The sequence below is a fragment of the Sphingopyxis sp. GW821-FHT02C12 genome (assembly GCF_059421785.1).
The window spans coordinates 1,156,563-1,174,024 of the sequence record NZ_JBWKVQ010000001.1 but is presented as its reverse complement, the minus strand read 5'-3'; the positions used below and the strand labels follow the sequence as shown (position 1 = coordinate 1,174,024).

Genomic DNA, 17,462 nt, shown 5'->3' with positions numbered 1-17,462 from the left:
GACTGCTCTGGATTGCTTCGCTACGCTCGCAATGACGAGTCCGCCTACGCAGGCTGCAGCGCCGGATAGTCGATATAGCCCTCGGGCCCCGGCGCGTACCAGGTCTGCGGATTGTCGGCCGACCATTCGGCCCCGGCGCGGATGCGTTCGACGAGGTCGGGGTTGCCGATGAACGGACGCCCGAAGGCGATCGCGTCGGCGACTCCGCTGGCGAGCGCTGCTTCGGCGAGCGCGACATTGTAATCGCTGTTGAGGATCAGCGGCCCCTTGAACGCGGCGCGGATCGCGGGCGACTGCTTGGGCACATCGGTGTTGCCGAAGGTGCCGTCGGGGCCGGGTTCGCGCAGTTCGAGGAAGCCGATGCCGAGCGCGTCGAGCGCCGACGCGGCCGCGGTGAACAGCGGCGCGGGGTTGCTGTCGTCGACGCCCTGCGAATTGCCGTTCGGCGAGAGGCGGACCGACACGCGGTCGGCGCCCCAGACGCCGGCCAGCGCCTCGGTGACTTCGCGGAGCAGGCGGATGCGGTTTTCGACCGACCCGCCATAATCGTCGTCGCGCAAATTGCTGTTGTCGCGCAGGAACTGGTCGATCAGATAGCCGTTGGCGCCGTGGAGCTGGACCCCGTCGAAACCGGCCTTTTTGGCATTCTCCGCCGCCTTGGCATAATCGGCGATCAGGCGCGGAATCTCGCCGAGTTCGAGCGGCCGCGCGACCTCGAGGTCGCGGCGGCCGACCGGGGTATGCGCGCGGCCTTCGCCCTGCGTCGCCGAGGCCGAAACCGGCGGCTTGCCGTCGTTGAACACCGAATGGACGAGGCGGCCCATGTGCCAGAGCTGCGCGACGATGCGCCCGCCCGCGGCGTGGACGGCGTCGGTCACCGGCTTCCAGCCTTCGACCTGCGCGTCGGTCCACAGCCCGGGGGCGCTCGGCCAGCCGAGGCCTTCCTGCGAAATGCCCGTCGCTTCCGAAATGATCAGCCCCGCCGACGCACGCTGGCGATAATATTCGAGCGCGAGCTCGTTCGGCACAAAACCGGGGCCGGCGCGGCCGCGGGTGAGCGGCGCCATGATGATGCGGTTCGGCGCGTCGATGGCGCCCAGCTTGATCGGATCGAGCAGCGATGCGGACATGGAATTCTCCTGGATATCTTTGGGGACGTCTTTTTTCGAGCGACGCCCCCCGGGGCCGTCGCTATGGGCTGCGAAGCTATGGACGGATGCCCGCCCACGCAAGCATCGGTAGCAAAAGAAAATCTAAAGGCGGAACAAGCGGTGAGCGACGAGGGTGCAGCAACAGGGGCCGGACGCTGGGCCTTCGCCGCGCTTCTGGCGGGCAATATCGCGCTGTCGATCGGCGCGATGCTCGTCCGCCTCGCCGACACCGGACCCACCGCCTCGGCCTTCTGGCGGATGACGCTGGCCGCGCCGGTCCTGCTGTTTTTCGCCTGGCGCGAGACCGGCGGGCGGCTGCCGCCGCGCTCCGCGATCCTGATCGCCGCTGCCGCGGGCATCTTCTTCGCTTTCGACCTCGCCGCCTGGCACATCGGCATCCTGCAGACCAAGGTCGCCAACGCGACGCTGTTCGGCAATTGCGCCAGCCTGTTGCTGGTGATCTGGGGGATTTTCCTGACCCGCACCCTGCCGCGCGGGTGGCAGGCGCTGGCGATCGCCCTCGCCTTCGCGGGATCGGCGCTGCTGATGGGGCAAAGTTACGAACTGTCGCCCGACTATCTGGTCGGCGACCTGCTCAGCCTGCTCGCGGGCGTGCTCTACACGGGTTACGTCATCCTGATGCAGCGGGTGCGCGGCACCCTCGCGCCGTGGACCGCGCTGGCGATCGCGTCGGCGGTGTGCGTGCCGATCCTGCTGACGACCGCGTTCGCGCTCGGCGAGACGGTGATGCCGCAAAACTGGACCCCGCTGATCCTGCTCGCGCTGACCAGCCAGATCGTCGGTCAGGGGCTGATGATCTGGTCGCTGCCGCGCTTCACCCCGCTCGTCATCGGGCTGACCCTGCTGATCCAGCCGGCGATCGCCGCGCTTGCAGGCTGGCTGGCGTTCGGCGAGCTGCTGGGGCCCGTCGACCTGCTCGGCGGCGTGATGGTCGGGGCGGCGCTGGTGTTGATAAGGTTGCCGAGCCGCGGCGCGCGGCCTATCTGATGGCCATGGCCTCGATCCTGCCCGACGACCCCACCCTCGAAGAGATTCGCGCCGCGCTGGCGCCGCTGATTGCCGCCTCGGCCGCGTTCGACGGGTTTGGCGACGCGGCGCTCGTCGACGCCGCATCGCGCGTGCGCATCGATATCGATGTCGCGCGACTCGCCTTTCCGGGCGGCGGGCGCGACATGGTCGACGCCTGGTTCGCCGATATCGACGCGCGGATGGCGGCAAAATGGCCCGCCGAGACCCTTGCGGCGCTGAAGATTCGCGAGCGGATCACCACCCTGGTCGAGACGCGGATCGACCTGCTCGCGCCGAATCGCGAGGCGCTGCGCCGCGCGCTGGCGCTGCTCGCGCTGCCGACCAATGTGCCGTTCGCGACAAAGCTCGGCTGGCGCGCCGCCGACGGCATGTGGCGGCTCGCGGGCGACACCGCGACCGACTATAATCACTACAGCAAGCGCGCGATCCTCGGCAGCGTTTATGGCGCGACGATGGCCGTGTTCCTGAACGACGAGAGCGATGGCCACGCCGACACCCGCGCCTTCCTGTCGCGGCGGATCGACCAGGTGATGCGCTTCGAAGGCTGGAAACACCGCCGCGCCGCGAGCAAGATCGAACGCCCGAGCCTGGCGCGCTTTGTCGGGCGGTTGCGCTATCCGGGGCGATAAATAGCTGGCGCTTCGTTGTTGGTATTGATAATCGCTCGCAAATGAACGCTTTGCTCGATAGCGCGCCGCTGGGCGTCGCGGTGCGGATCGCCGGGATCGACTGGACCGCCATGTCCGAGGACGAAGGCCGCCGCCTGCGCGAATTCGGATTGATGGAAGGCGTCGAGGTCACCCCGCTCCACCGTGGCAGCCTCTTCTCGCGCGATCCGCTCGCGCTGTCGGTCGGACGCATGCGGGTGATCATCCGCGCGCGGCAGGCGGCGATGATCGTGGTCGAAGCGGTCGAGAGCGAGCCCAAAGTCGCATGACCGGCCCCATCCCCACCATCGCGCTGGTCGGCAATCCCAATGCCGGAAAATCGAGCCTGTTCAACGCGCTGACCGGCGCGCGGCAGAAGATCGCCAATTATCCAGGGGTTACCGTCGAGCGCAAGGCAGGCCATGCGAGCTTCGCCGACGGCCGGCCGCTGTCGCTGATCGACCTGCCCGGCAGTTACAGCCTGTCCCCCGCGAGCCCCGATGAAGCGGTGACGCGCGACGTGATCCTTGGGCGTCAGGATGGCGAGCGCCAGCCCGATGCGCTGATCGTCGTGCTCGACGCCGCGAACCTCGACAATCATCTCTGCTTCGCGCTCGAACTGATCGCGCTCGGCCTGCCGACGGTGGTCGCGCTCAACATGCTCGACCTTGCGACACGCGACGGCCTCACCCTCGACCCCGAACGATTGGCACGGGAACTGGGCGTGCCGGTGGTCCCGACGGTCGCGGTGCGCAAGCGCGGCATGGCCGAATTGCTGACCTCGGTGGACGAAACGATCCGGGCAGCGAGTCCGGTCGCGCCGATCTCTCGGGTCCCGACTCCAGGCGATGCCGCATTGCACAGTCGCGCGCGCGCGATTTCGCGCGCCGCGACCCTGTCCGAAACCCCGGTGCGCCGCTGGACCGCACGCGTCGATGCGGTGGTGCTGCATCCGGTCGCAGGCTTCGCCATCCTGCTCGCGCTGATGTTCATCATGTTCCAGGCAGTCTATGCCGCCGCCGAGGCACCCGCCGACTTCCTCGAAGGCGGGATCGGCGTGCTTCAGCAATGGGTGGTCGCGACCTTCCCCGAAAACTTCCTGCGCGACCTGGTCGTCGAGGGACTGCTTGCCGGCGTCGGCGCGGTCATCGTCTTCCTGCCGCAGATCCTGATCCTGTTCCTGTTCATCCTGCTGCTCGAAGCGTCGGGCTATATGACCCGCGCCGCCTTTCTGATGGACGGGTTGATGGCGAAGGTCGGATTGTCGGGGCGCGGCTTCATCCCGCTGTTGTCGAGCTTCGCCTGTGCGGTACCCGGCATCATGGCGACGCGCGCGATCCCCGACGAGAAGGACCGGCTGACGACGATATTGATCGCGCCGCTGATGACCTGTTCGGCGCGCCTTCCCGTCTATGCGTTGATCATCGCCGCCTTCATCCCCAACCGCACGATCGGCGGCTCGCCGGTGGGGCTTCAGGGGCTGGTGCTCTTCGGCCTCTATCTGTCGGGAATCCTCGGCGCCCTTGTCGTCGCCTATGTCTTGCGGCGTACTGTCGCAAAAGGTCGCCCGGCGGGTTTCATGATGGAAATGCCGCGGTACCAGATGCCGCAGTGGCGCGACGTCGCGCTCGGCCTGTGGCAGCGCGCGTGGATCTTCCTGCGCCGTGCCGGCACGATCATCGCGATGACCACCGTCATCCTGTGGCTGCTGCTGACCTTCCCCAAGGCGCCGGTCGGCGAGAGCCAGGTCGAATATAGCGTCGCCGGCCGCATCGCGAGCGGACTCGAGGTTGTCGTCGCACCGATCGGTTTCAACCACGACATCGCGCTGGCGCTGATCCCCGCGATGGCGGCGCGCGAGGTCGCGGTGTCGGCGATGGCGACCGCCAATGCGATCGACGCCAATGGCGACGAGGATGCAATGGCCGAGACGCTGGGCGAACGGTTGCAGGGCAAATGGAGCCTCGCCACCGCGCTCGCCTTCCTCGCCTGGTTCGTGTTCGCGCCGCAGTGTATTTCGACGATCGCGATCACCCGGCGCGAAACAAACGGGTGGAAATGGCCATTGTTCATGGTTGGCTATTTGTTCCTGCTGGCCTATGCCGCTGCCGGAATCACTTACTGGACAGCCGTCGCCTTTGGACTAGGCTGATCCTCCACATTTTCTAGCGGAGCGGAGCGGCAATGGCTGGCAGCGTCAACAAGGTTATTCTGATCGGCAATCTGGGTGCCGATCCCGAAATCAAGTCGTTCCAGAACGGCGGCAAGATCGCCAATATCCGCATCGCGACGTCGGAAAACTGGAAGGACCGGATGACCGGTGAGCGCAAGGAGCGCACCGAATGGCACAATGTCGTGATCAACGGCGAGGGGCTGGTCGGGGTGGTCGAGCGCTACCTGAAAAAGGGTTCGAAGGTTTATATCGAAGGGTCCTTGCGCACCCGCAAATGGCAGGACCGCGACGGTAACGACAAATATACGACCGAAGTCGTGATCGCCGGCATCGGCGGCGCGCTGACGATGCTCGACGGCGCGCCCGGTGGCGGCGGTGGCGGTGGCGGAGCCTCGCGCGGCGGCGGCGACTGGGGCGGCGATTCGGGTGGAAGCTCGGGTGGCGGCTGGAACCAGGGCGGCGGCGGTTCGTCGGGCGGTAGTTCCGGCGGCGGCGGCTTTGGCGGCGGTTCGGGCGGCGGTGGCGGCGGACGCCCGCCGTTCGACGACGACCTGGACGACGACGTCCCCTTCTGAGCGCCTGACCCATGGCGAGTGACCTGCTGATCGCCGCCGATGTCGCGCGCGGCGTATGCCGGTTGTTCGCGCAGCAAGGACTCGTCGCGATCCCCGAAGTGCCGCTGCCCAACGGGCGGCGCACCGACCTGACCGCGATCGACGCCAGGGGCCGGATCACCATCGTCGAGATCAAGGTCAGCCGCGCCGACCTGCATGGCGACGGCAAATGGCCCGATTATTGCGACTGGTGCGACCGCTTTTACTGGGCGCTCGCGGCGGGGCTCGACCCCGCGATCCTCGACACCCCCGATTATCGCCCCGAGACGTCGGGGCTGATCGTCGCCGACCGCTATGGCGCGGCGGTGGTGCGCGAGGCGGCCAGCTGCGACCTCGCCCCCGCGCGGCGCAAGGCCGAACTGCTGCGCATCGGACGGCTGGCGATGCGGCGGTCGATGATCGCCAGTGACCCCGAACTCGCGGCGGGGTGGAGCGAGCGCTAGAGCGGCTCGCTGCGTTCGTAATAGACGGCCCAGACGAGGCCGGCGGCCGAAAAGCCGCCCCACAGCATCAGACCGACGACGAGCCCCGATCCGATCGACAATGGCATGGCGACGAGGACGAGGGCGAGCGCCGCCGACACCAGCGCAGCGCGCAGATAGTTTCGGCGCGGGCGCACCGTGCGTGTTTCGACATATTGGACCGCAAAGCCGAAGGCGACGAGGGTCGCGATGAGCGCGAGGGAAAAGACGTCGAAGCCCTGATTGAGCAGATGAAGAAGGGCAGCCAATGCGACGCCGCCCCAAATCCCCTGGCGAACGCGTGTCAGCGGCCGGGACGACTCGCCGCCGCTCATCCGCGCGCCTGCATCCGCGCCAGATAGCGCGCGAGGATATCGATCTCGAGGTTCACCGGGCGCCCGGCCGCGGCCTCGTCGAGCGTCGTCATCGCGCGGGTGTGCGGGATGATGTTGAGGGTGAAATGGGCGCTGCCGTCGGGCTGGTCGGTGACGTCGTTGACGGTCAGCGACACGCCCTCGACGGTGATCGAACCCTTGGCGGCGATATGCGGCGCGAGGCTGGCGGGGGCCGAGATGACGAGGCCCCAGCTGTCGCCGACCGGGGTGACCGAGACGATCTGCCCGACGGCGTCGACATGGCCGGTTACGATATGGCCGCCGAGTTCGTCGCCGACCTTCAACGCGCGTTCGAGGTTGAGGCGGCGGCCCGGCTCCCACATGCCCGGCGCGGTGCAGGCGATGGTTTCGGCGCTCGCGTCGATCGCGAACCAGCCGCCGGGGCCGTTGCTGTCGCCGTCGACGCCTTTATCGACGACGGTCAGGCACGCCCCCGAACAGGCGATCGAGGCGCCGAGGGCGATGCTGTCGATGTCATAGACGGTGCCGATGATCAGCCGCGCGTCGCCGCGATCCTCGCGCGCGCGGACGGTGCCGATGTCGGTGATGATGCCGGTGAACATAAGGTCTAGGGTCCTTCTCTGACCCGCTCGTAGACGTCGAGCCGGTCGCTGCCAAGCAGGCGGCTGTCCACGAGGCGCCAGCGGCTATGCGCATCGGCGAGATCGGTGAGGCCGATGTCGCCAAGCGCCGCTTTGCCGCCGCCGATCAGGATCGGGGCGCGATAGAGCAGCAGCCGGTCGACGCGGTCGGCGGCGAGGAAGGCCGAAGCGGCGCCCGCGCCGCCCTCGACGAGCAGCGAATCGACCCCCGCGACCGATTCGGGCGAAGCGACCGCGATCCAGCCGGCGGGCGCGGCACCATGCGTGAGCAGAAAACGCTGCGGACTGCGATCTTCGAGACCCGGCAACCGGACGTCGAGTTTGGGCGAATCGGCATCGAAGGTGCCGCGCCCGACGAGAATGCCCGCGTGCCGCGCGCGTTCGAGATGGCCGTGGGCGCGGGCGCGCGCACCGGTGATCCAGCGGCTCGATCCGTCGGCGCGCGCGATGCAGCCGTCGAGCGAGGTCGCGAGCTTGAGGGTGACGAACGGCCGGTCCTGCGCCTGCCACGTCCACCACGGCGCCATGGCAAGGCGCGCCTCGGTCGCCATCACATCGAAGACGACCGCGATCCCGGCCGCCTGCAACCGCGCGATACCCTTGCCATTGGTGCGCGAATCGGGGTCCTGCGCCGCGATCACAACCCGCGCCACCCCGGCGGCGATCAGCGCATCGGCGCAGCAGGGCCCGCGCGGGCTGGCATGGGCGCAGGGTTCAAGGCTGACATAGGCGGTGGCGCCGCGCGCCGCGGCGCCCGCAGCGGCCAGCGCGATCGCCTCGGCATGCGGGCGGCCACCCGCCTGGGTCCAGCCGCGCCCGACGACGCGGCCGTCGTTGATCAGGATACAGCCGACGTTGGGATTGGGCGCCGAGGCGGGGCGCCCGCGCAGCGACAGCGCGATCGCCGCCGCCATCCAGTCGGCATCGGCGGGCGGGCGGCGCATGCCTAGCGGGCGGTCGGAGCGGAGGTTGCGGGGGGGACCGGTGCAGCCGGCACCGCCTTCGGCCCGCGCGCTGCGCGTTCGGCGAGGGTCGAATGTTTGGGCGGTTCGGGCGCCTTCACGACGGTGTCGGCTTCGGCGCCCAGCGTTTCGCGCGTTTCCTTGTCGGCCTCGCTCGAATCATAATCGACCCCCATCCGGTCGGCGAGCTTCTGATATTCGGCGCGGCGTATGGCGTTGGCGCGGTTCACTTCCTTGGCGCGTTCGATCCAGCCGGCATTGACTTCGTCCGTGCTGCGTCCCGCGGTCCAGTTTTCGAAATAGATGATCTGCGCCTTGGGTTCTTCGGTGCGGACGATATTGGTGGCGATGCCGTAAAAGACAGCCAGCGTCACCGCGATCGTCGCGGTCCAGAAGGCCCAGCGGTGCGGACGCGGGGCGCGGATATAGTGCCAGAAGTCGGAGACGCCGCCGCGCACGTCCCAATTGTTCATCATCACTCTCATCGCGCCAATTTAGGATAGGTGCGCGCATTTTGCGAGAGGATAGCGATTGCGGCGGTTTTTCAGCCCGTCCGGCGCCCACCGGTGTCACGATTGCAAAAAATGCAATAGCGGATGTGCATTTCGCAGTTGCAACATTTTTTGTGCGCTGCAATATGAGCATGCCTTTTAGGCATCCTCTCCCAAAACTTTTACGGGCCACCTTCGGGTGGCCCTTTTTTTTGGTTTGCGCCCGCAGCCGTCACGGCCACGCATTTGCGTCGTTGATAACGCTAACGAACCAATCAGGCCTGTACCGGTGTCCGTTTCTCGAACCGGCGGACTTCGGCGATAAAGCTGCCCGGCAGCGCGGTGGCGCCGCCGCTGTCGAGATCGATATGCGCATAGCTGATCTCGATATCGGTCAGCCGCTCCTCTCCGCGAAAGACACCGCAGTGCAGCGTGAAATTATCGCGCCCGAATCGGCTGATTCGCGCCGCGATGGTGATCAGCTCGTCGAGTCGCGCCGGCGCGTGATAATCGATCTCGCAATGCACCTCGCGGATGTCGGTGCCATATTGGTGGAAATAGGGGCCCGGCTGTCCTTCGCCGATGGCGCGGAAATATTCGGTCACCCCGATGTCGGCGTAGACGAGATAATGGGCGTTGAAGACGATATTCTGCCCGTCGATTTCATTGAAGCGCACGCGAACCGTTTCGTGGACGCGGAAATCGACGAGCGGAACCTGTTCGATGGCCATGGTCAGGCGGCAAGCGCGGCGGGCGCGCGGTCGAGCGGCGCGCACGCCGCTTCGAGCCAGGCCCGGTCGCCATCGTCCATCCCCGGCGCGAGCTTTTCGAACACCTCGGCATGATAGGCGTCGAGCCAGTCGGCCTCGGCGGGCGACAGCAGCGCGGTCTCGACGAGGCTCTGCGCGATCGGTGCAAAGGTGATCGTCTCGAACCCGAGCATATCCTCTTCGGCGCCGTCGATGCGCTGCGGCGTCACGATGACCAGATTTTCGATGCGGATGCCGAAATGCCCGGCCTTGTAATAGCCGGGTTCGTTCGAGAGGATCATGCCGGCGTGCAAGGGCTCCTCGGTGCCCGCCTGCCCGCCTGCGGGCTTGGCAATGCGCTGCGGCCCTTCGTGGACCGCGAGATAGGTGCCGACGCCGTGCCCGGTGCCATGCGCATAATCGACCCCGTCGGCCCACAGATATTGGCGCGCGAGGATGTCGAGCTGGCTGCCGCGCGTGCCCGTCGGGAAACGCGCCATGGCGAGCGCGATATGCCCCTTGAGCACCTGGGTGAAGCGACGGCGCATTTCGGCGGTCGGCGGGCCGATCGCGATCGTGCGCGTGATGTCGGTGGTGCCGTCGGCATATTGGCCGCCCGAATCGACGAGATAGAGCGTGCCGGTCTCGATTCGGCGATTGGTGGTTTCGTCGACCTTGTAGTGCGGCAGCGCGCCATTGGGTCCTGCGGCCGAGATGGTGTCGAAGCTCAGGTCGACCAGCCCCCCGCCGGCCTCGCGGAAGTCGCGCAGCTTCGCCGCAGCGCCGAGTTCGTCGAGGCCGCCCTGCGGCGCGACATCCTCCATCCATTGCAGGAAACGCGCGACCGCGACGCCGTCGCGGACATGCGCGGCGCGGGTGCCGTTCAATTCGACATCATTCTTGATCGCCTTGGGCAGCACCGCGGGGTCGCGGTGGCGCGCGATCTTTGCCCCCGCCTTTTCGAGCGCGGTGAAGATCGCCGCGACCGCGCTGCCGGGGTCGACCGCGACCTTCCTGTCCTTGAGCGCCGCAAGCGCCGCCTCGAACGCGTCGCGGTCGTGGATGCGCACGCTGTTGCCGAGATGCGCGCGCACCGCGTCGGTGATCTTTTCGGGCGCGATGAACAGGTCGGCGGTCGCGTCGGCATGAAGCAGCGCGAAGGCGAGGCCGACCGGGGTGTGGCTGACGTCCGACCCACGGATATTGAAGGTCCAGGCGATCGAATCGAGCGCGGTCATCACGCTGGTGTCGAGGCCCTTGTCCTTCAGCCAGTCGGCGATGCCGGCGCGCTTGTCGATCGCGCTCTGCCCCGCGAGCTTGACGTCGTGCACCGCGACGACGGCATCGCTCGGCGCCGGCTGGTCGTCCCACACCGCATCGATCGGGTTCGACGCGACCGCGACCAGTTCGGCGCCCTTGGCGGCCAGCGCCTTCGCCGTCGCATTGGCCCAGTCGATGCCGTGGAGCCACGGATCATAAGCGATCTTCTGCCCCGCGCTGACATGGGCGCCGAGCCATTCGGCGACGCTCGACGCCGGCACGCCGACATAGTCGAACAAGGCGCCGTCGACCTGATCGCGCACCTGCACGGTGTAGCGGCCGTCGATGAACACCGCGGCCCTGGCGGGCAGCACCGCCGCGGTCCCGGCCGAGCCGCCGAAGCCGGTGAGCCAGGCCATGCGCTGCGCATAGGCGCCGACATATTCGCTCATATGCTCGTCGCTGATCGGCACGACAAAGCCGTCGAGACCCCGCGCGGCAAGTTCGGCGCGGACGCGGGCGAGTCGCTCTGCATGGACGGGGCTGGACATGGCGGCTTCCTTGTTCCTACATCGCGGTCGATCCGGCCCATCGGGGGCGGCACCGCGGAGTTTCCTGATGCGCGCTATTTGGATGTTTATGGCGGCAATTGCCACCCCGCTTGTCGCGGCCCCGGGCGCTTTCGCCGAAGAGAAAGAGACAGCATTGACCGACCACACCCCTGCCCTGTCCGCCGCCCCCGTCGCGGACAAGCGGCCGCACGAGATGACGCTGCACGGCAAGACGCTGTCCGATCCGTACCACTGGCTGAAGGATGACAGCTATCCGGTCGTCGATGACAAGGATGTGCTCGATTATGTCAAAGCCGAAAATGCGTATTTCGACGCGGCGATGAAGCCGCATGCGGCGCTGGTCGAGACTTTGTTCCAGGAGATGAAGGGCCGGATCAAGGAGGCCGATTCCTCGGTGCCGCAAAAGGACGGCGACTGGACCTATTGGGTCGAATATGAGGAGGGCGCCGAGTATAAGAAATGGTACCGCAAGCCCGCGTCAGGCGCCGGCGAGGCCGCGCTGATCCTCGACGAGGTCGCGATGGCGAAGGACAAGGATTATTTCCGCCTCGCCGAACTGTCGATCAGCCCCAACGGCAAGCTGATGGCCTATTCATTCGACGACAATGGCTCCGAACGCTTCGAGGTGCGCATCCGCAACCTCGAAACCGGTGAGATGTTGCCCGACGTCATCCCCGGCACCCTGTCGTCGCTGGTCTGGACCTCGGGCAATGACGCGATCCTCTATGGCCTCGCCAACGAGAATTGGCGCACCGACAATGTCCGACTGCACAAGCTCGGCACGCCGATCGCGGACGATAAATTGCTCTACAAGGAGGCCGACATCGGTTTCGGGGTCGGCATCGGCAAGACCGCCGCCGACAATTATATCGTCATCGCGACGGGTGATAACGAAACCAGCGAGGTCTATCTGCTCCCGGCCGACAATCCCGAGGCGCCGATGCAGCTGGTGTCGGCGCGGAAAAAGGGCCGCGAGTACAGCGTCGATGAACGCGACGGCACCCTCTACATCCACACCAATGACGAGCATCCCAACTTCCGCGTCGCCACCGCCAGCGTGAAAACGCCCGGCGAGTGGAAGACTTTGATCCCCGGGTCGGATCACAGCTACATCACCGGTTTCTCGGTGTTCCGCGATTATTTCGTGCTCGAGGCGCGCGAGGACGGGCTCGACCAGGTCGATGTCCGCCAATATGACGCGCCGCTGACCCCGGGCCGGATCCAGTTCCCCGCCGCTACTTATGTGGCGGGGCTTGGCGACAATCCCGAATATCATCAGGACAAGCTCCGGCTCGACTATGAATCGATGGTCACCCCCGACACCGTCTATGATTACGACCTCGCGAGCGGAAAGCTCGAAACGCTGAAGGTCCAGGAAATTCCCTCAGGTTACGACGCGACGCAATATGTAACCGAACGGGTTAACCTGCCGAGCCGCGACGGCAAGACGATGATCCCCGCCTCGCTCGTCTACAAAAAGGGGACGAAGCTCGACGGCAGCGCGCCGATGCATCTCTACGCCTATGGCAGCTACGGCTATCGCGTCCCGCCGGGCTTTTCGACGACGCGCCTCAGCCTCGTCGATCGCGGCATAGTCTATGCGATCGCGCATGTCCGCGGCGGCGACGATCTGGGGCGTGAATGGTATCTGGAGGGCAAGACCGACCGCCGCAAAAACACCTTCAACGATTTCATCGACGTCGCGAAGGGGCTGATCGCCAAGAAATACACCAGCGCCGGCAAGATTTCCGTCGAGGGCCGTTCGGCGGGCGGGCAGGTGATGGGCGTGATTTACAATGAGTCCCCTGAGCTTTGGGGCGCGGTGCTCGCGGGGGTGCCCTTTGTCGACGTCATCAACACGATGGTCGACGAAACGCTGCCGCTGACCCCCGGCGAATGGCCCGAATGGGGCAATCCGATCACCGACAAGGCGGCGTTCGACTATATGCTGAGCTACAGCCCCTATGACAATGTCACCGCCAAATCCTATCCGCCGATGCTGGTGTCGGCGGGGCTCAACGACCCGCGCGTGACCTATTGGGAGCCCGCCAAATGGGTCGCCAAGCTGCGCGCGACGCGTACCAACGACGCGACTTTGCTGCTGCGCACCAACATAGGCGCGGGCCACGCCGGCAAGTCGGGCCGCTGGGGCGCCCTGCGCGAGGATGCCGAGGAATTCGCCTTCGTGCTGACCCAGCTGGGGGTGGAGAAGTAGGCGGCGGTCAGGGAAGCGCGATACCGCGCCGCAATAGCCGTTCTCGCGTTCCGGGACAAAGCCGCATTCCGGGTCGCATCTCATCGAACATCCGGCGGCGCTCGTTCGGCGTGTAACGCCATTTCAACCCGTACCAAAGCCGGATGAGCTTCCAGTTTCGCTGCAGCGCGCGTTGCTGGAACATCGCGGGCTGCCGGAGTTCGGCGACCAGGGTTTCGTCGATGATATGCTGAGGCAGCGCGCCCCTGTGTTCGAATATTGCGATACGCCCATCGTCACAGAGCGAGGCATCCGCCAGATCACCGCGCTCGATGGCTGCGCCGATTGTTAGAAAGCACGTCGCGACAAAGAAAAAGGCCACCAGCACCAGGGGCAATATGATCCATGCAATCAGGCGGCGCACGGTCAATCCAGATAAGCCCGTGCCACCAACTCGCGCTCCAGCGTCTCCGCGTCCACGAACTGGTGCCCCGCGATGCCCACCGATTCGGCCGCCTCAACATTGGCGGCAACATCGTCGATGAACAGCCCCCCCACCGGATCGATGCCGAATCGCCCGATCGCGAGGCGGTAGATCGCAGGGTCGGGCTTCATCAGCTTCTCGGTGCCCGAGACGATGATATCGCGAAAGCGGTCGAACACCGGCTGGGTCGGGCGGAAACCCTCCCAGAAATCATGCCCGAAATTGGTGATCGCGAACAGCGGCACCCCCGCCGCGTCGAGCCGCTCGACCAGCTCGAGGCTGCCGGTGACCGGGCCGGGGATCGTCTCGTTGAAGCGCGTGCCATAGGCATCGATCAACGCGGCGTGATCGGGATATTCAAGCTTTCGCTCGGCGACCATCTCGGCGGCAGGGCGGCCGGCGTCGTGCTGGAAATGCCACCCCGGCGTGATGATGTTGCCGACGAAATATTCGAGTTCCTGCTCGTCGGCAATCAACTTGCCGAACAGATGCCGCAAATCCCAGTCGAACAGGACCTTGCCGACGTCGAAGATAACGCAGCGATCGATCATGCGAACGCCAGACACGCGAAAGCGCCGCCGGAAGGGTCCGACGGCGTTACGCGGTTCAGCAAAAGCAAACGGGGCGGTTCAGCCCCGCGCAGGGGCATCAGCCCTGGCGCGCCTTGAAGCGGCGGTTGGTCTTGTTGATCACATAGGTCCGGCCGCGACGGCGGATCACGCGGTTGTCCCGGTGGCGGTCCTTCAGCGACTTCAGGCTATTGCGAATCTTCATGGCTCTATTCCGATGGTCTGGCGTTGTACGCGAAGCGGCGCAACTATGGGGATGGGCGATAAAAGTCAACCGCCCTTGGCGCGGAAATCAGGCCGCGAAGCGCCGTTCTTCCAGCGCGCGTTCCCACGCGAGCGCGTGGGCGACGATCGTGTCGAGCTCGGCGTGCTGCGGTTCCCATCCGAGGAGGCCACGAATCGCACCATTGTCGGCGATCAACGCATCGGGATCGCCGGCGCGGCGATCGCCCATGCGGCGGTCGATCTTGCGATTCGTCGCCTTGTCGACCGCATCGAGCACTTCGAGCACCGAGAAGCCGCGGCCATAGCCGCAGTTCAATTGGTGGCTGGCCTTGGGATCGGCGATCAGCGCATCGAGCGCGAGCAGATGCGCGGCGGCGAGGTCGCTGACATGGATATAGTCGCGTACCCCGGTGCCGTCGGGGGTGTCGAAGTCGGTGCCGAAAACGTCCACGTGAGGGCGGCGGCCGAGTGCGGCCTCGACCGCGACCTTGATCAGGTGCGTCGCGCCGGCGGTCGACTGGCCGCTGCGCGCCTTGGGATCGGCACCCGCGACGTTGAAGTAGCGCAGCGCAGCATAGTTGAAGTCGTGCGCGAAGGCGACATCGGCGAGCATCGCCTCGGTCATCAGTTTCGACATGCCATAGGGGTTGATCGGCCGCTGCGGCGCGTCTTCGCGCACCGGGATCATATCGGGGATCCCGTAAGTCGCGGCGGTCGAGGAGAAGATGAAATGGCGCACCCCGGCGTGGACCGCGGTGTCGATCAGCGACCGGCTGCGCGCGCTGTTGTTGTCATAATATTTGAGCGGGTTGGTCACCGATTCGGGAACCACGACCGACCCCGCGAAATGCATGATCGCGCCGACATCCTGTTCGGCGACGATCCGCGTAACGAGCGCCGCGTCGGCGATATCGCCTTCGTAAAAGGCCGCGCCCTTCGGCACCGCCCAGCGGAAGCCGGTGACCAGATTGTCGAGCACCGCAACGGACCAGCCGGCGTCGAGCAGCGCGAGCACCGCGTGGCTGCCGATATAGCCGGCGCCGCCGGTCACGAGGACGGTGAAGGGATGCGGCTGCGAGGTCACAGGATTTCGGCTCCTTTGGCCGGAAAGCTAGCCGCGGCGTGGTTAGGAATTGGTTAGCGACGCCCTGAAAGCAGCCCGTTTTCCGTTCGTATCGAGCGAAGTCAGGATACACGAAGGCTTGCGCTGCCGATAGGTGTCTCGACTTCGCCCGACACGAATGGAGTTTTCGCCCGACACGAATGGAGTTTAAGCCGGGTTCGCGGACGACTGGGCCTACCCCGCCAAAGCCTTTTGCCGCCGCCTCTGCACCGACGAGCCATAACCCATCGCCTCGCGATATTTCACCACGGTGCGCCGCGCGATGTCGTGGCCCTCGGCCGACAGCTTCTGCGCGATCGTCTCGTCGGACAGAATCGCCTTGCCGTCCTCGCCCTCGATCATCGCCTTGATCCGGCTCTTGATCGATTCGGACGACACCGCGCCATCGCCCTCGGTCGCCGAAATGCCGCTCGAAAAGAAATATTTGAGTTCGAACAGCCCGCGCGCGCAGCTCAGATATTTGTTGCTGGTCACTCGGCTGACGGTCGATTCGTGCATGCCGATTTCCTCGGCGACCTGGCGCAGGGTCAGCGGGCGCATATGCGCGACGCCGTGGAGGAAAAAGCCTTCCTGCTGCTTGACGATCGCGCTCGCGACCTTGACGATCGTGCGCTGGCGCTGGTCGAGCGCGCGGACGAGCCAGTTGGCGCCCGCGAGCTGCTCGGACAGCCACGCCTTGCTCTTCGCCGCAGCGCCGGTGGCGAGTTCGGTGTAATAGCGGCGGTTGACGAGCAGGCGCGGCAAGGTGCCGCCGTTGATCTCGACCGCCCAGCCCTTGCCGGTGTGACGGACGTAGATGTCGGGCACGACGGTCTGCGACACGCTGGCGCCGAAGCGCAGTCCGGGCTTGGGATCATAACCGCGCAGCTCGCGGATCATGTCGGCGAGATCTTCGTCGTCGACGCCGCAGATCCGCTTGAGCTGCGGGAAGGAGCCCTTGGCGACCAGATCGAGATGCGCGATCATCGTCGCCATCGCGGGGTCGTAACGATCGGCCTCACGCGCCTGGATCGCGATGCATTCGGCCAGGTCGCGGCCGCCGACGCCCGAAGGATCGAAGCACTGCACCCCCGCGAGCACGGTTTCGACGAGCGCGAGCGGGACGCCGAGCCGCTGCGCGAGGTCGGCGAGGTCGGCGCGAAGGTAACCCGCCTCGTCGATCATCGCGACAAGCTGTTCGGCGATCAGCGCCTCCAGCCCCGAGAAGCGCTCGCCGACCTGCGCGAGCAGATGCTCGTAAAGGCTGTCGGCCTCCCCGGCGAAACTGTCGAAATCGATGCCTTCGCTGTCGCCCGACAGGCCGACGCTGTCGCTCGCGCTGTCGTGGTGGAAACTTTCCGCGCCCAGATCGACGTCGAGATCGTCGGTCGCGCCGCTGTCGGACGCGAGCGCCTGATCGGCGTCGAGCGTCGCGGCCTCGGCAGGCGTCGCGTCGCCCTCGGGCGCTTCGTCCCCTGCGCCATCGCTGTCGGGCGAGGCGGTGTCGAGCAAAGGATTGCCCTCAAGCGCTTCAGCCAGATAGGCGTCGAGTTCGAGGTTCGACAACGCCAGCAGCTTGATCGCCTGCTGCAGCTGCGGCGTCATCACCAGCGATTGCGACTGGCGGAGATCGAGGCGCGGACCGAGCGCCACTGGGAATTAGCGGCCTTCTATCCCGTTTGTGTCGAGCGAAGTCGAGACACGTGAGGCCATGCACGAACTCGGCGTGTCTCGACTTCGCTCGACACAAACGGAAACCAG

19 protein-coding genes are annotated in these 17,462 nt (G+C 66.2%); 7 read left to right on the top strand and 12 right to left on the bottom strand.

The window, feature by feature from the left end:
* Nucleotides 1-44: 44 nt before the first annotated feature.
* Nucleotides 45-1,130, bottom strand: coding sequence for an alkene reductase (locus AC07U1_RS05470; protein WP_495177207.1), 1,086 nt, complete (start codon nt 1,128-1,130; stop codon nt 45-47).
* Nucleotides 1,131-1,271: 141 nt separating this feature from the next.
* On the opposite strand from AC07U1_RS05470, the gene AC07U1_RS05465 reads away from it, so the two are divergent.
* Genes AC07U1_RS05465 through AC07U1_RS05440 form a run of 6 tightly spaced genes read left to right on the top strand, consistent with a single transcriptional unit; the run spans nt 1,272 to nt 6,078 of the window.
* A complete protein-coding gene (locus tag AC07U1_RS05465; RefSeq protein WP_492735117.1) occupies nt 1,272-2,159 on the top strand; it encodes a DMT family transporter in 888 nt (295 codons plus the stop codon).
* Complete coding sequence (locus tag AC07U1_RS05460) at nt 2,159-2,830, top strand: COQ9 family protein (protein WP_495177208.1); 672 nt, start codon at nt 2,159-2,161, stop codon at nt 2,828-2,830. Before AC07U1_RS05465 ends, AC07U1_RS05460 begins: the two co-directional genes overlap by 1 nt.
* A gap of 41 nt (nt 2,831-2,871) precedes the next feature.
* On the top strand, nt 2,872-3,138 hold the full coding sequence (locus AC07U1_RS05455) for a FeoA family protein (RefSeq protein ID WP_056341746.1): 267 nt from the start codon (nt 2,872-2,874) through the stop codon (nt 3,136-3,138).
* Nucleotides 3,135-5,000 (top strand): ferrous iron transporter B, encoded by a 1,866-nt coding sequence (feoB, locus tag AC07U1_RS05450; protein WP_495177209.1) that lies wholly within the window; start codon nt 3,135-3,137, stop codon nt 4,998-5,000. The genes AC07U1_RS05455 and feoB overlap by 4 nt, the downstream gene beginning before the upstream one ends.
* A 32-nt stretch (nt 5,001-5,032) precedes the next feature.
* Complete coding sequence (ssb, locus tag AC07U1_RS05445; RefSeq protein ID WP_056341740.1) at nt 5,033-5,596, top strand: single-stranded DNA-binding protein; 564 nt, start codon at nt 5,033-5,035, stop codon at nt 5,594-5,596.
* Nucleotides 5,597-5,607: 11 nt separating this feature from the next.
* A complete protein-coding gene (locus AC07U1_RS05440; RefSeq protein WP_495177210.1) occupies nt 5,608-6,078 on the top strand; it encodes an MmcB family DNA repair protein in 471 nt (156 codons plus the stop codon).
* Here AC07U1_RS05440 and AC07U1_RS05435 read toward each other — a convergent pair.
* The 6 genes from AC07U1_RS05435 to AC07U1_RS05410 form a co-directional block, all read right to left on the bottom strand.
* The gene (locus AC07U1_RS05435; RefSeq protein WP_495177211.1) at nt 6,075-6,365 is read right to left on the bottom strand and encodes a hypothetical protein; all 291 of its coding nucleotides are present in this window, start codon (nt 6,363-6,365) and stop codon (nt 6,075-6,077) included. The two genes, AC07U1_RS05440 and AC07U1_RS05435, sit on opposite strands and share 4 nt — an antisense overlap.
* 62 nt (nt 6,366-6,427) lie before the next feature.
* The gene (locus AC07U1_RS05430) at nt 6,428-7,054 is read right to left on the bottom strand and encodes a riboflavin synthase (RefSeq protein ID WP_495177212.1); all 627 of its coding nucleotides are present in this window, start codon (nt 7,052-7,054) and stop codon (nt 6,428-6,430) included.
* Between the two features lie 5 nt (nt 7,055-7,059).
* Nucleotides 7,060-8,007 carry a bifunctional diaminohydroxyphosphoribosylaminopyrimidine deaminase/5-amino-6-(5-phosphoribosylamino)uracil reductase RibD gene (ribD, locus tag AC07U1_RS05425; protein WP_495177482.1) on the bottom strand — a complete coding sequence of 316 codons (948 nt, stop codon included), beginning with the start codon at nt 8,005-8,007 and terminating at the stop codon, nt 7,060-7,062.
* Between the two features lie 32 nt (nt 8,008-8,039).
* A complete protein-coding gene (locus AC07U1_RS05420) occupies nt 8,040-8,540 on the bottom strand; it encodes a hypothetical protein (RefSeq protein WP_495197662.1) in 501 nt (166 codons plus the stop codon).
* 281 nt (nt 8,541-8,821) lie between these two features.
* Entirely contained in the window at nt 8,822-9,277 is a 456-nt protein-coding gene (locus AC07U1_RS05415; protein WP_495177214.1) for an acyl-CoA thioesterase, read from the bottom strand.
* 2 nt (nt 9,278-9,279) lie between these two features.
* Nucleotides 9,280-11,106, bottom strand: a complete 1,827-nt coding sequence (locus tag AC07U1_RS05410; protein WP_495177215.1) for an aminopeptidase P family protein — start codon at nt 11,104-11,106, stop codon at nt 9,280-9,282.
* Between the two features lie 82 nt (nt 11,107-11,188).
* On the opposite strand from AC07U1_RS05410, the gene AC07U1_RS05405 reads away from it, so the two are divergent.
* Entirely contained in the window at nt 11,189-13,342 is a 2,154-nt protein-coding gene (locus AC07U1_RS05405; RefSeq protein ID WP_495177483.1) for a S9 family peptidase, read from the top strand.
* Between the two features lie 7 nt (nt 13,343-13,349).
* Here the strand turns inward: AC07U1_RS05405 and AC07U1_RS05400 are convergent, their stop codons facing one another.
* The 5 genes from AC07U1_RS05400 to rpoN form a co-directional block, all read right to left on the bottom strand.
* Nucleotides 13,350-13,751 carry a hypothetical protein gene (locus AC07U1_RS05400; protein WP_495197661.1) on the bottom strand — a complete coding sequence of 134 codons (402 nt, stop codon included), beginning with the start codon at nt 13,749-13,751 and terminating at the stop codon, nt 13,350-13,352.
* Nucleotides 13,748-14,356 carry an HAD family hydrolase gene (locus tag AC07U1_RS05395; RefSeq protein ID WP_495177217.1) on the bottom strand — a complete coding sequence of 203 codons (609 nt, stop codon included), beginning with the start codon at nt 14,354-14,356 and terminating at the stop codon, nt 13,748-13,750. Before AC07U1_RS05395 ends, AC07U1_RS05400 begins: the two co-directional genes overlap by 4 nt.
* A gap of 97 nt (nt 14,357-14,453) precedes the next feature.
* Nucleotides 14,454-14,579 carry a type B 50S ribosomal protein L36 gene (gene ykgO / locus AC07U1_RS05390; RefSeq protein WP_003046794.1) on the bottom strand — a complete coding sequence of 42 codons (126 nt, stop codon included), beginning with the start codon at nt 14,577-14,579 and terminating at the stop codon, nt 14,454-14,456.
* 87 nt (nt 14,580-14,666) lie between these two features.
* Nucleotides 14,667-15,683 (bottom strand): UDP-glucose 4-epimerase GalE, encoded by a 1,017-nt coding sequence (gene galE, locus AC07U1_RS05385; protein ID WP_495177218.1) that lies wholly within the window; start codon nt 15,681-15,683, stop codon nt 14,667-14,669.
* Nucleotides 15,684-15,896: 213 nt separating this feature from the next.
* Nucleotides 15,897-17,354: an RNA polymerase factor sigma-54 gene (gene rpoN, locus AC07U1_RS05380; protein WP_495177219.1), complete on the bottom strand. Its 1,458-nt coding sequence runs from the start codon at nt 17,352-17,354 to the stop codon at nt 15,897-15,899.
* Nucleotides 17,355-17,462 lie beyond the last annotated feature (108 nt).